Genomic DNA, 12,678 nt, shown 5'->3' with positions numbered 1-12,678 from the left:
TCTTCTATCCGTATCTGTATTCGGACTTCTTCGACTACACGTTCTTCCCTTATGCGTACGACGACGCTTATTGGGCGTATGCCTACGATGACTTCATCGACGGCGTGTTCTTCGCCTATGGCAGTCCGTATGCCGACGATCCCGGCGCGGCGCCGCTCGCGCAGTTCGTTCCTCCGGCAACAACCGGTTCAGTATCGCCGCAAGGATCATCGATGCGGCCGCAAGTGCGCCGTACCGTCGAACAGGTCTGTAATCCGACGCAGGCGCTAACCGCGTGGCCGTTCCGTCAGATCGAAGCTGCCGTGAGGCCGACGGCTGAACAGAAAAAGCTGTTCGAGGAACTGAAGGTCGCGGCCGACGAAGCCGCCGCGACCTTCAAGTCCTCCTGCCGGACTGACTTTGCGATGACGCCGACAGGCCGTCTCGATGCGATGACATCGCGGCTTGAAGCATCGCTCGATGCGCTGGCGATCCTGCGCCCGGCTCTTGAAGCGTTCTACAACTCGCTCAGCGACGAGCAGCGCGCCCGGTTCGATGCGATCGGACCCGATCTCGGCCGGGCGGAGGCGAGGGCGGCACGCAACAAGGCGGCCGATGCAAACGCCTGCGGCGGTGACAAGGCAGGTCTTGCGGCAGTGCCGATCGAGACGCTGCGCGAGCGGCTTAATCCGAACGACCAGCAGAAAGCGCTGCTCGACAAGCTCGATGACTCCACCAATGCGGCGATCGATGCGCTTGCGACGGCGTGCCCGGATGCAATCCCGCTGACGCCGACCGGACGCCTTGAGGCGATGGAAAAGCGGCTGACAGCGATGGTTGATGCGGCAGAGACGATCCGGCCAGCGCTCGAGGAGTTCTATGCGTCGCTGACCAGCGAGCAGAAGGCGCAGTTCAATACTCTCGGCCGTCAGGCGCAGCGCGCGAACTGATGCCCTAAGCGGCCGCCTGCAGGCGGCCACTGACGAAGCGGAATTCCTGTGTCTTGCCGCCATAGCCATAAGCGGGGGCAGGAACCTCATGCACCAGCACGTAGCTTTCATTGTGCATCTTGCCGAGGATCTCGCTGAGCGCCGCAAAGACGCGCTCGATATAGTCGGACAATTCCTGCTTGGTGTTGGTGCCGTCGACGACCTTGATATCGAGCCAGAACGTGTTCGCGTTCTGCGCCGCGAGCGATTTGCCGCCCGCGAACCAGTGCCGGGGATCCACGTAATTGACGGCGACCGCAGTGACGGTCGGGTCCTTGCGCAGATGCGCCTTGGTCAGCGCGGTGACTTCGCTGCCGAGGCGTTGCGACAGCGCCGGATCGGGCTTGCCGGTGACAGCGATGTTGATGATGGGCATGGCGTGCTCCTGTCGGCAGGTGAGGTCGCCAGGTTGACAAAAACCATCGGTCAAAAAAATAGAATTGTTTTTTAGCATTAATTCGATATCATCGAAGTATGGAAAGCCTCGATACCGAGCTCCTCCGGACCTTCGTGGCCTTCGCTGACAGCGGATCGCTGGCGCGCGCCGCGGAAATCGTCGGCCGCTCGCCGTCGGCGGTGACGGCGCAGATGCAGCGGCTGGAAACGCAAACCGGAACGACGCTTCTTGAGGCCTCCGGCCGTGGCCGGGTCCTGACCCCGGAGGGCGCAGAGTTGCTGGTACATGCGCGCCGCATCCTCGCTGCGCATCGTGATGCGCTGATGAGCCTGAAGGGCGCGCGCACCAACGGACGTGTTGCACTCGGCAGCACGCAGGATTTTGCCGACAGCACGTTGCCCGGCCTGCTTCGCAACTTTGCGCGGACGCATCCGCGCGTGCGGCTCGATCTGCGCATCGGGCGCTCCGCGGAATTGACGACCGCATTCGAGCAGGGCGCAATCGATATTGCGATCACCATGCGCACCGATGGCGCGGAAGACGATGCGGTGCTGCAGCAGCCGATGATCTGGCTGTCTGCGCCCGATTTCGCGATCGGCCGCGACGACGAACTGCCGCTCGCGCTGCTCGATCCGCCGTGCGGCTTTCGCAACGCGATTATCGCGGCACTCGACACGGCGAGGCGCCGCTATCGCATCGCCGCAACCAGCGCCAGCCTGTCGGGATTGCGGGCCGCCGTGCGCAGCGGCATCGCCATCACCGCACGCACGGCGCATTCAATCGAGTCCGGAATACAACGTGCGCCGAAACGGCTCGCACTCCCGGCGCTCCCGCATGCAAAATTCAGCCTGCGCCTGCGTCGCGACGCCAACGCAGCGGCCAAGCATCTGACGTCGCTGCTCGCCGATGGATTGATGACGCGATAAGGCGCGCCGAAAACAAAAGGGCGGCCTCGTGGCCGCCCTTTGCTTCCTGTGCGAAGTCTTTCGATTGTTATTCCGCGGCGATTTGCACTTCCGGGGCAGCCTTGCGGACTTCGGCATCGACCTTGTCCTCAAACTTGGTGAAGTTGTCCTGGAACATCTTCACGAGCGCGCGCGCGGTTTCGTCGAACTCTTTTTTGTTCTGCCAAGTCTTCATCGGATAGAGCAGATGCGGCTCGATGCCAGGCACCGAGGTCGGTACCGAGAAGCCGAAATACGGATCGGTGCGATACGATGCGTTCTTGAGCGAACCATCGAGCGCGGCGGTGACGAGCGCGCGCGTTGCCTTGATCGGCATGCGGCGGCCAACGCCGTACTTGCCACCGGTCCAGCCCGAATTGACCAGCCAGCAATCGACATTGTGCTTGGCGATGTAGTCGCGCAGCAGGTTGCCGTATTCGGCCGGCGGACGCGGTAGGAACGGCGCGCCGAAGCAGGTCGAGAATTCCGGCTGCACGCCGACGAGACCCTTTTCCGTACCGGCCACCTTCGCGGTGTAGCCTGACAGGAAGTGATACATCGCCTGCGCCGGCGTCAGCTTGGCGATCGGCGGCATCACGCCGTAAGCGTCGGCGGTCAGGAAGATGATGTTCTTCGGATGGCCGGCGCAGCCAGTGCGCGACGCATTCGGGATCGACTCCAGCGGATAGGCCGAACGCGTATTCTCGGTCTTGGAGATGTCGGTGTAGTCCGGAATGCGCGTGACCGGATCGAACACGACGTTCTCAAGCACGGCGCCGAAACGATTGGTCGCGTCCCAGATCAGCGGCTCTTTTTCGTAAGTGAGATCGACGCACTTGGCGTAGCAGCCACCTTCGAAATTGAAGATGCCGTCGGGACCCCACCCGGTCTCGTCGTCGCCGATCAGGGTGCGGTTAGGATCAGCGGAGAGCGTGGTCTTGCCGGTGCCGGAGAGACCGAAGAACAGCGCGCTGTCCCCATTCGGCCCGACATTGGCCGAGCAATGCATCGGCATGACGCCCTGCGCCGGCAGGTAGAAGTTGAGCGTGGTAAAGACCGACTTCTTCATCTCGCCTGCATAGGACGAGCCGCAGATCAGAACGATTTTCCGTGTGAAGTCGATCGCCACCATCGTGTCGGAGCCTTCGCGTCCGCCATGACGCTTGGCGTCCGGCTTGAACGACGGCAGGTCGATGATGGTCATGTCCGGAACGAAGCTAGGAAGCTCGGACTGCTCGGGGCGGATCAGCAGGGTCCGGATGAACAGCGAGTGCCAGGCCAGTTCGGTGAAGACGCGGACCTTGATGCGATAGGTCTTGTCGGCGCCACCATAAAGGTCCTGCGCGAAGAGCTGCTTGCCTTTGCAGTGCGCGAGGAAGTCCGCATAGAGATTGTCGAAATGCTCCTTGGACATCTTGCGGTTGCCGTCCCACCACACGCTATCGCGGGTGAGATCGTCTTCCACGGTGTGCTTGTCCTTGGGTGAGCGGCCGGTGTGGTGGCCGGTTTCCGCGCAGAGCGCGCCGCCGGCGACAATGTTGCCTTCGCCCTTTACGATGGCGTGCTCATAGAGCGGCGCATCAGTCAGGTTCCAATGAACAGCTTGAAGATCCGTCAGGCCAAATTTTTCAGCCCCGTAAGCTTTGTTCCTTACACCCGTTTCCTGCACCGAATCCTCCGAAATCATGATGTGGCCGCGGTAAACCGCCCGCCTTTCAGTCACACGCCGATATCAGCGTGGCCTTTGTAAAATACTTAAACGGCCCCGGCGGACCGACGTGGTCTCTTAGAACTGCGCTGGCGTCATGCCAAGTATTTTGCGACTGAATGGTTTCTGTGGCTTCGTTGCAGCGCAACAAGTGCGCGTCGTCTCGAACGAAGCGTCGTTAAGAATCGCTGCAGACCGGCCCACCGTGTCCGGCGCCCTCAAAGAAAAAGGGCGGCCAGAACGGCCGCCCTTTACTGAACTTTCCGGGAGGGATCAGTTCGAGGCGTTGACCACCTCGACGCGGCGATTCTCACCCGACAGGGGCTGATCGGGCAGCTTCAACCGCTCGAAACCGAAGCCCGCGACCAGAAGCTTGTCCTCGGGAATCTTGAACGTGTGAATGAGGTATTTGCGGACCGACTGTGCGCGGCGGTGCGACAGATCGAGATTGTAGTTCGCGCTGCCGGCAGCATCGGTATGCCCGTTCAGCATGATGACCGAGCCTTTCAGCTTTTCCGACAGCAGCGCGACGCCGAGTTCGTTCACGGCCGCGATCGCCTTCGGACCGATCACGTCGGAATTGTAGTCGAAGAATATCGCGATATCGATCTTCGGCTTGTCGACGATCACCTTGGCGATTTCCTCGCGCTCTTCCTTGGTGGCGGGCGCAACCGCTTCGACGGAGATCGCACGCGTGCGCGCCTTCTGCAGAACCTTCTGTTCGGCGGCGTCGGCGGGAGATGCGTTGAGCGAGCGGGTGAGGCTGCGCGTCTTGCTCGGCGGATTTTTCGGGGTCAGCGCTTCTTCGATCCGGCTCGATTGCGCATAGGACGGAATGGCGCTCGCGAAGACGAATGCAGCTGCGATGCCGGCGGCAATAAATTGCGTGGTGCGCGTCATAACTTTCCCCTCGGTCGGGCAGCAATCGTGCAAACATATCATAGCGGCCCGGAGGCGTGCAGAGACTCCGCGGGCCGCCCTGGTTCACACATTGGTCGCGTCGCCGTGACCGCGGGTTCAGTCAGCTGGCCGGGCGCGCCTGTTCGGCCATCTTCACCAGCACCGCTCGCAGCGGGCCGGAGCCGCTGACCCGCTGGGGGAAGGGGACGCGCAGGGCGGTCCGGCCGTTCTGCAGCTCCATGCCCTCCGGGTCGAATCCGGCACAGCGCCAGTCCCCGTCAGGAGCACCGTAGAGGGCGGTCGCGTAGAGCCGGCAGGCGTCGGCGTGATCCTCGTTCATATGCGCCGACGCGCGTTCCTCCGCAGCGAGGAGGTCGTCTGCTCCGGCGGGGTCGACCAGAATGTCTGCTGGCTTCAGGTCCACGATGCGGCCGAACCCGGCGACCAGATGCGCGGCCGTAATCTCGATCCGGTAAAACGCAAAATCTGCGAAGTCGGCGAACATTTCGGCTTCCGGCTGCCTTGCGAGATAGCGGCGCCGGTCGTGCTCGTCCGTCGTCACCGTGGCGCGGCCCATCAGCATGACGCGTGCGCCTTCCAGGGGATCGCCTTCCTTCCGCTCGTCGAGCATCAGCGACACGCGGCTGTCGGCGATCACGTTTTTTGTATGAATCGCAAGTCTGGAGATCAGCAGCAGCGGCGATCCGTCGAATGCGGTCGCAACATTGACCAGCGAACAATAGGGATCTCCCGAGGGGGCCATGAGGGTCGCGAGCGCGCCCGAACGGGCTTCCCGCATGAGTTTCTTCGCGGCGATCTTCGGGTCGAAATCGGCTTGCGGCTTCATCGCATTCTCGTTGTTTCGCGCATGGGTGGTGCTCACGCAGCGACTGATCGTGAGATCCCCCGGTGCTGGTACCGGGAACAAAAGAGGGATATGTTCGTCATTCAAGCAGAATCATGGAGTTGTTGCCGAATAGTCACATTTCGGCCCAGCTTTACGGGCTTCAAGCCCCTCGGGGATATTCACCGAGCTGAAGAAAAGAGGGGTTATGCCGACCATCGCCCTCGTCGACGACGATCGCAACATTCTCACCTCCGTGTCCATCGCTCTCGAAGCGGAGGGGTATCGGATCATGACCTATACCGACGGCGCGTCCGCACTGGACGGGTTCAAGTCGTCACCCCCTGATCTTGCAATTCTCGACATCAAGATGCCGCGCATGGACGGCATGGAATTGCTCCGTCGGGTTCGCCAGAAGACCGACATGCCGGTGATCTTCCTGACCTCGAAGGACGAGGAGATCGACGAATTGTTCGGCCTGAAGATGGGCGCGGACGACTTCATTCGTAAGCCGTTCTCCCAGCGTCTTCTGGTCGAGCGCGTGAAGGCCGTGCTCCGCCGCGGTCAGCCGAAAGACGGTACCGCTCCGAAAGAGGTCGACACTGCGAAAGTGCTGGAGCGCGGGCTCCTGCGCATGGATCCCGAGCGTCACACCTGCACATGGAAGGGCGAGCCGGTCACGCTGACCGTCACCGAGTTCCTGATCCTGCAGGCGCTGGCGAGCCGGCCCGGTGTCGTGAAGAGCCGCAACGCTCTGATGGACGCGGCCTATGACGATCAGGTCTATGTCGACGATCGCACCATCGACAGCCACATCAAGCGGCTGCGCAAGAAGTTCAAGGTGGTCGACGACGACTTCGACATGATCGAGACGCTGTACGGCGTCGGCTACCGCTTCAAGGAAGCCTGAGCCGCGGCCAATGGCTGGTGCGGACCGTTGCCGGTCTGACATTCCGGCCGCGTTGCACTAGATTGGGGCTGAAGACTGGGGCTGACCCGCGGGCATGAGGCCTGCCGGGAGAGGGCGCAGGTAACGTGCTCGATCGAACCAAGCAGCTGACACCGGAAAGTCCGGCCGACGACCGCGCGGCCGGCGAAGCCGACGCACGTCCGGCCGGCCGCGGAATGATCCGCCGGCTCAGCGAATACTGGGAGTATTTCGTCAATCAGGGCTCATCGAGCCTGACGCGGCGGATTGTCTTCCTCAACGTTGCCAGCCTTGTCGTATTGTTCATTGGCATTCTGTATCTGTCGCAGTCGCGACAATTCTTTATCGAAGCGCGCATTCGCAGCCTCCAGGTGCAGGCGGAAATCATCGCCGGCGCAATCGCGGCATCTGCCGCCGTCGAGACGGATGCGATCACGATCGACCCCGATCGCCTGCTCGAATTGCAACTCGGCGAGACGCTGGGGCCGGACGAATCGACGCTCGAATTTCCGATCAATCCGGAGCAGGTCGCCCCCGTGCTGCGGCGACTCATTTCGCCGACCAACACGCGCGCGCGCATCTATGACCGCGAGGGCGTGCTGCTGCTCGACAGCCGCAATCTCTATGGCCGCGGCGATGTGCTGCGATTCGATCTGCCGACGCCTGAAGACGAGCGGCCGGGCTTCTTCGAGCGGCAATGGATATCGCTTCAGAAGCGTCTGACGCGCGGCGATCTGCCGATCTATCATGAACTTGGATCGCAGAACGGCAAGGGCTATCCGGAAGTCGTCGCCGCGCTGACCGGATCCACGAGTTCGATCGTTCGCATGAACATGCGCGGCGAGGTGATCGTGTCGGTGGCGACGCCGGTCCAGCGATTTCGTGCTGTGCGCGGCGTGTTGCTGCTGTCGACGCAGGGCGCCGATATCGAGGACAGCGTCTCGGCCGAGCGTCTCGCGATCCTGAAAGTTTTCCTGGTCGCGGCGGTGGTGATGACGCTGCTGTCGATGTTCCTTGCCCGAACCATCGCAGGGCCGGTGCGGCGTCTTGCCGATGCCGCGGAGCGTGTACGCCGCCGCGTGCGTACGCGTGTCGAGATCCCGGACTTCACCAACCGGCGTGACGAGATCGGCGATCTGTCCGGCGCGTTGCGCGAAATGACCAACGTGCTGTACAGCCGCATCGAGGCGATCGAGAGCTTCGCTGCTGACGTCGCGCACGAATTGAAAAATCCGCTGACATCGTTGCGTTCGGCGGTGGAAACCATTCCGCTCGCCCGGACGCAGGAAAGCAAGGAGCGGCTGTTCGCGGTGATCCAGCACGACGTCAGCCGGCTCGATCGGCTGATCTCCGACATTTCCGACGCGAGCCGCCTTGACGCCGAATTGCAGCGGCAGGAATCCGCGCCGGTCGATCTTCACACGCTGCTGACGACGGTGGTCACGGTTGCCAACGAGGTTCGTCAGGACGATGGCGTGCACGTCGCACTGTCATTCGAGGGCGGCGGTCCGCAGGCCTTCGTGGTGCCCGGTCACGATTCCCGGATCGGACAGGTAATCGACAATCTGATCGCGAACGCGCGTTCGTTCTCGACGCCGGGCGGGAGCGTTCGTGTCACGGCGCGGCGGACACGCGACAAGGTCGAGATTGTCGTCGACGACGATGGTCCCGGCATCCGGCCCGATGCGATGCAGAAGATCTTCGAACGTTTCTATACCGACCGGCCGCACCAGGGCTTCGGCAACAATTCGGGGCTTGGGCTCTCGATCTCCAGGCAGATCATCGAGGCGCATGGCGGAAAGATCTGGGCCGAGAATCGCCGCGGCGTTCCGACCCATGACGGCGCCGAGCCGCTGATCCTCGGTGCGCGATTTATCGTGCAATTGCCGGCGGCGTGATCCTCAGCCATCTCCAGCAATGACGGCGCCGACCATTCATGCCTCAGCCGTTCTGTTCGGGCACCGCGGCATCCTGATCCGCGGTCCATCGGGGTCAGGCAAGTCCGCGCTGGCGTTGCAGCTTCTCCAATCCGCCAACGATGGTTTTGCGTGCCTGGTCGGCGACGACCGCATCCATCTCGAGGCCGTGCATGGGCGGCTGCTCATGCGGCCGTCGGCGGCGCTGCAGGGCCTGATCGAGATTCGCGGGACCGGCATCGTCCGCTTTCCGTTCGAGTCCATGGCCCTCGCTCATGTCGTCATCGATCTTCAGGCGGAGAATCCGGCACGGCTGCCCGAGCCCGGGGATCTTACGACCGTGATCGAGGGGGTCCGGCTTGCGCGGCTTCCGGTCGCACCGGGCCCCGATGCATTGGCGCGGGTATTCGCGTATCTCAAGCGTGGAAATGAAACTTCCGGGCTCTGACGGCCTGATCCCCGCACCGCCGGATCGCCGCCCTCGAAAAAATCCAGTGGCTATCCTATTTACCGCGATGCAACATGACCCTGAAAATGCCTTGGCGGGCCTTGCAATGGGTTTTCGGATGGTCAAGATGAGCGCCCTTTCGTGCGGCGCACGCAAAGCAATTAGCGCCCGCCGGAGTCCTTGATGATCGGCCTTGTTCTCGTCACCCACGGCCGCCTTGCCGTGGAATTCCGCTCGGCGCTGGAGCATGTGGTCGGTCCGCAGAAGCAGATCGAAGCCATTACGATTGGGCCTGATGACGACGTCGAGCAGCGCCGCAAGGACATCATCGAGGCGGTAAAACGTGTCGACACCGGCGACGGCGTTGCTATCCTCACGGACATGTTCGGCGGCACCCCTTCAAATCTCGCCATTTCGTGCATGAGCCGGCCCAAGGTCGAAGTCGTGGCCGGCATCAATCTGCCGATGCTGGTCAAACTGGCGAAGGTGCGTGGCGATCAGCCCTTGCCCGAGGCGGTGACGGCCGCCCAGGATGCGGGCCGCAAATACGTCACCATCGCGAGCCGGGTGCTGGCCGGAAAATGACTGCCGACGGCGCGATCGTCCGGCTGCTGGAAATCTGCAACAAGAAGGGATTGCACGCGCGCGCATCCGCGAAGTTCGTGCAGACCGTCGAGCGTTTCGATGCCGACGTGAAGGTGACGCGCGGCGGTGAGACGGTCGGCGGCAATTCGATCATGGGATTGATGATGCTCGGCGCGGGTCCCGGTTCGACCATTACCGTCGAAGCGACCGGAAAGGATGCCGCCGCCGTCATGGATGCGATCGAAAGCCTGATTGGCGGACGTTTCGACGAAGACGATTGAGGCCGGCGCCCGAACCAGATCGCTGTATCGATCGATTTTGCCTGAGGGAGCGACATCATGGACAACTCAGCAAAGCCGAATGCCAAACAGGCCGCCACGATTCGTCACGTCGATCAGCCGGAATGCCGCGAGACCTTTGCCGATTCGATCAATAGCGTATTTTTCGACGGCCAGACCATGCGCATCGAGTTCGGCATCACGCGCATGGACGAAATGAAGCAGGACCAGCCCCTGACCGGTCGTCGCTACCCGGCGTGCCGTCTGGTGCTGCCTGTCAGCGCTGCAATCGAGTTGATCAACAAGATGCAGCAGACGGCAAATGCGCTGCAGCAGGCCGGATTGTTGAAGCCTTCGGGTGCGTCGGCGGCCACGGCGCCGGTTCAGACGCCGGTTCAGGACAAACCTTCGACGCCGGCCAAGTCACCGGTTCCCGATAGGGCGTCGATGCTCGAAAAGCTGTCGCTCCTGGACAAGACGTCGGTGCTCGGCAAATCCCCGACCTCGCAGAAATAGCCGGCGCGGGTGGTCCCGCCGTCTGCAATCAACAGTAGAAATCCCGCCTCGCTCACGCCATAGTCCCGGCGGGAGGGCCGCGCTTTTTGCGACGGCATCGGGGCGTGCCGGTATCGATTGAAGACATCGCAAAGCAATTGCTGGTGCTGCTGCCGGACGACGGGACGCCGGTTCTGAACCGCGTGATGCGGGTCATGCTGGCGCGCGCATTGTCGGCCGACATCGACGAAGCCCGCTACCGCGAGGCCCGCGAAAGGCTGTCCGGTCGCGGTCAGATCGGCCTGAAGCAGGGACAGGGCGGCCAGGTTTTCCTGTTGCAGCGTGGCGCAAGGAAGCCTGCAGGGCGGGATGGCGAAGCCGGTGCCTGGACAGAAGCGCGGCTGATGCCCTGCCTGAAGGAATATCTCGAAGGTCCGATCCGGCGGAACCTCGACATCCTTCGCGGCGCGAAATGCCTCACTTACGATACGTCGAGTCTGGGGCCGACCGGCGTGCAATGGGCGCGGCCGGACTTCACGCTGATCAGCGTCAAGCAGTTCAAATTCCTTCCCGGAATCGAATTCGATGTGCACAGCTTCGAACTGAAAACCGAAAGCGGCGGCGCTTCCGACCTCGCCGTCTTCGAGGCACTGGCGCAGACGCGCTTCACCAATTTCGGCTATCTCGTCTGGCACCTTCCGGCAGGATCGAAATATGAGAAGAAGCTGGCCGGCATCGAGAAGCAATGCAGCCAGCACGACATCGGCTTCATCCGCGCGCGCGATCCGAAGCAATTCGATACCTGGGACATCCTGATCGAGCCCGCGCGCAAATCGACGCCCGCCTCCGAGATCGACCTGTTTCTCGACGAGCGGCTGCAGGAGGCGCAGCGCAGGCAGATTCGCTTGCTGCTCGACGGTGCCCCGGCATGAAGGGCAAGGTCATCGCAGTCGCCAACATGAAGGGCGGCGTTGGCAAGACGGCGACCGTGATCGGTCTTGCGGAAGGCCTTGCCGCGAGCGGCGCGGAAACGCTGGTGATCGATCTCGATCCGCAGGCCAATGCCTCGATCTGCCTCGCCGGCGACCAATTCCTGCGAATGATCATCGAAGGTGGCCATACCATTGATGGCTTCATCGAAGACCATTTCATGAAGCGGCAGAAGGATGCGACCATCGGATCGCGCATCCGCACGCACATCAGCAGCGTGTCGCATCTCGGCAGGCAACTGCCGTTGTCTTTGCTGGCGTCAAGTTCGGAGCTGAGACTCGTCGAGCGGGATCTGATCTTCACGCTCACCAAAACGGGGATGTCGCTCGATCGCGTCGTCGAGGCGCTTTACACCATCATCAAGGAACAGCTGAAGCGGACGCGAAAGTCCTACGACTACATTCTGTTCGATTGCGCGCCCGGCATCTCGGTGATGACCGAGGTGAGCATCCGGCTGTCAAATCTCGTGATCGTGCCGACGATCCCGGATTTCCTGTCAACCTATGGCCTCAATTCCTTCTGCAGCAATCTCTGGAGCGGGCCGATCGCCGACCAGAGCAATCTGAAGAAGCCCAAGCGGCAGCCGCATGTTCTGATCACGCGGCGGAGGCCGATCCGCGAACATGACCGGACCAGCGAGCGGCTTCGAGCCGAAGCTGCGAAAGACGGCACGAAATTCTCCGTGTTCACGACTGAGATACTCGAGCGCGCCGCCATTGCTGAAGCCCTCGGCAAGATCGATGTGCATCCGACCTTTTCCCAGAAGTGGCGCGACGGATCCGACATCATGCTCGCAGATCTCGTCAAAGAGGTGAGGGAGGCCCTTCATGGCTCTTGAATTTGACGGCTTCGAAGCCTGGCGCGCGGTTGCGGAGAGTCCCGACACATTCGCGTCGCTGCGCGCGGAGGCCGCGAAATCCGCGCGTGCGGCCCTGGTGAAATACCTGAAGACCAGGACGCTCGGCATTCCCGGTCTGCGGACTGCGCGAAAGGCGCTGGGCAAGGATCTGTTCCGTCACCTGATTGATGGGATGAAGGACGCGGAGGTGAAGGCGATCGTCGCGCGTCTCGACAAGTATCATCCGGAGTTGAAGGGCTCCGACCCCGCCTGGCGGCGGCAGCATCTCCTGCAACTGGTCAAGGGAGACGCCGAGCCGGCCCCGAAACCGCAAAAGCCGGCGAAAAAGTCGGCGCCGCGCAAAGCGAAACCGGAGCCTCAGACCGCCGAATGGTTTGCATCGGCTGGCGCCGTGCGGAAGCGTTAGCGCCGCCCCGCC

15 protein-coding genes are annotated in these 12,678 nt (G+C 62.3%); 11 read left to right on the top strand and 4 right to left on the bottom strand.

Annotated features, from left to right (window positions below; all coding sequences use genetic code 11):
• On the top strand, positions 1-929 hold a 929-nt coding region (locus tag VNZ93_RS05995), incomplete at its 5' end, for a Spy/CpxP family protein refolding chaperone (protein WP_325701479.1).
• A gap of 4 nt (positions 930-933) precedes the next feature.
• Here the strand turns inward: VNZ93_RS05995 and VNZ93_RS05990 are convergent.
• Positions 934-1,344, bottom strand: a complete 411-nt coding sequence (locus tag VNZ93_RS05990) for a tautomerase family protein (RefSeq protein WP_325701475.1) — start codon at positions 1,342-1,344, stop codon at positions 934-936.
• Between the two features lie 98 nt (positions 1,345-1,442).
• Between VNZ93_RS05990 and VNZ93_RS05985 the strand changes: the two genes are divergently transcribed.
• Positions 1,443-2,291 (top strand): LysR substrate-binding domain-containing protein, encoded by an 849-nt coding sequence (locus VNZ93_RS05985; RefSeq protein WP_325701472.1) that lies wholly within the window; start codon positions 1,443-1,445, stop codon positions 2,289-2,291.
• A gap of 67 nt (positions 2,292-2,358) precedes the next feature.
• On the opposite strand, the gene VNZ93_RS05980 is transcribed toward VNZ93_RS05985, so the two are convergent.
• The 3 genes from VNZ93_RS05980 to VNZ93_RS05970 form a co-directional block, all read right to left on the bottom strand.
• Entirely contained in the window at positions 2,359-3,978 is a 1,620-nt protein-coding gene (locus VNZ93_RS05980) for a phosphoenolpyruvate carboxykinase (RefSeq protein WP_325701488.1), read from the bottom strand.
• Positions 3,979-4,290: 312 nt separating this feature from the next.
• Complete coding sequence (locus VNZ93_RS05975) at positions 4,291-4,917, bottom strand: OmpA family protein (RefSeq protein ID WP_325701469.1); 627 nt, start codon at positions 4,915-4,917, stop codon at positions 4,291-4,293.
• A gap of 121 nt (positions 4,918-5,038) precedes the next feature.
• Entirely contained in the window at positions 5,039-5,764 is a 726-nt protein-coding gene (locus tag VNZ93_RS05970) for a HugZ family protein (RefSeq protein WP_325701485.1), read from the bottom strand.
• Positions 5,765-5,969: 205 nt separating this feature from the next.
• On the opposite strand from VNZ93_RS05970, the gene VNZ93_RS05965 reads away from it, so the two are divergent.
• The 9 genes from VNZ93_RS05965 to VNZ93_RS05925 all read left to right on the top strand — a co-directional run bounded on the left by VNZ93_RS05965 (position 5,970) and on the right by VNZ93_RS05925 (position 12,666).
• Positions 5,970-6,671, top strand: a complete 702-nt coding sequence (locus VNZ93_RS05965; protein ID WP_325701466.1) for a response regulator transcription factor — start codon at positions 5,970-5,972, stop codon at positions 6,669-6,671.
• Positions 6,672-6,886: 215 nt separating this feature from the next.
• On the top strand, positions 6,887-8,587 hold the full coding sequence (locus tag VNZ93_RS05960) for a stimulus-sensing domain-containing protein (RefSeq protein WP_325701482.1): 1,701 nt from the start codon (positions 6,887-6,889) through the stop codon (positions 8,585-8,587).
• A 19-nt stretch (positions 8,588-8,606) separates the two neighbouring features.
• Positions 8,607-9,053 carry an HPr kinase/phosphatase C-terminal domain-containing protein gene (locus VNZ93_RS05955; RefSeq protein ID WP_325701463.1) on the top strand — a complete coding sequence of 149 codons (447 nt, stop codon included), beginning with the start codon at positions 8,607-8,609 and terminating at the stop codon, positions 9,051-9,053.
• Between the two features lie 183 nt (positions 9,054-9,236).
• Positions 9,237-9,638, top strand: a complete 402-nt coding sequence (locus VNZ93_RS05950; protein WP_325701460.1) for a PTS sugar transporter subunit IIA — start codon at positions 9,237-9,239, stop codon at positions 9,636-9,638.
• Positions 9,635-9,919, top strand: a complete 285-nt coding sequence (locus tag VNZ93_RS05945) for an HPr family phosphocarrier protein (protein WP_325701457.1) — start codon at positions 9,635-9,637, stop codon at positions 9,917-9,919. The genes VNZ93_RS05950 and VNZ93_RS05945 overlap by 4 nt, the downstream gene beginning before the upstream one ends.
• Positions 9,920-9,976: 57 nt before the next feature.
• On the top strand, positions 9,977-10,432 hold the full coding sequence (locus VNZ93_RS05940; RefSeq protein ID WP_325701454.1) for a hypothetical protein: 456 nt from the start codon (positions 9,977-9,979) through the stop codon (positions 10,430-10,432).
• A 104-nt stretch (positions 10,433-10,536) separates the two neighbouring features.
• The gene (locus VNZ93_RS05935) at positions 10,537-11,343 is read left to right on the top strand and encodes a hypothetical protein (RefSeq protein WP_325701451.1); all 807 of its coding nucleotides are present in this window, start codon (positions 10,537-10,539) and stop codon (positions 11,341-11,343) included.
• A complete protein-coding gene (locus VNZ93_RS05930; RefSeq protein WP_325701448.1) occupies positions 11,340-12,239 on the top strand; it encodes a ParA family protein in 900 nt (299 codons plus the stop codon). Before VNZ93_RS05935 ends, VNZ93_RS05930 begins: the two co-directional genes overlap by 4 nt.
• Positions 12,229-12,666: a hypothetical protein gene (locus VNZ93_RS05925; RefSeq protein WP_325701446.1), complete on the top strand. Its 438-nt coding sequence runs from the start codon at positions 12,229-12,231 to the stop codon at positions 12,664-12,666. Before VNZ93_RS05930 ends, VNZ93_RS05925 begins: the two co-directional genes overlap by 11 nt.
• Positions 12,667-12,678 lie beyond the last annotated feature (12 nt).

Source organism: Pseudorhodoplanes sp. (assembly GCF_035565795.1).
Classification (GTDB): Bacteria; Pseudomonadota; Alphaproteobacteria; order Rhizobiales; family Xanthobacteraceae; genus Pseudorhodoplanes.
The sequence above is the reverse complement of the archived record's forward strand: the minus strand, read 5'-3'. Positions and strand labels throughout refer to the sequence as shown.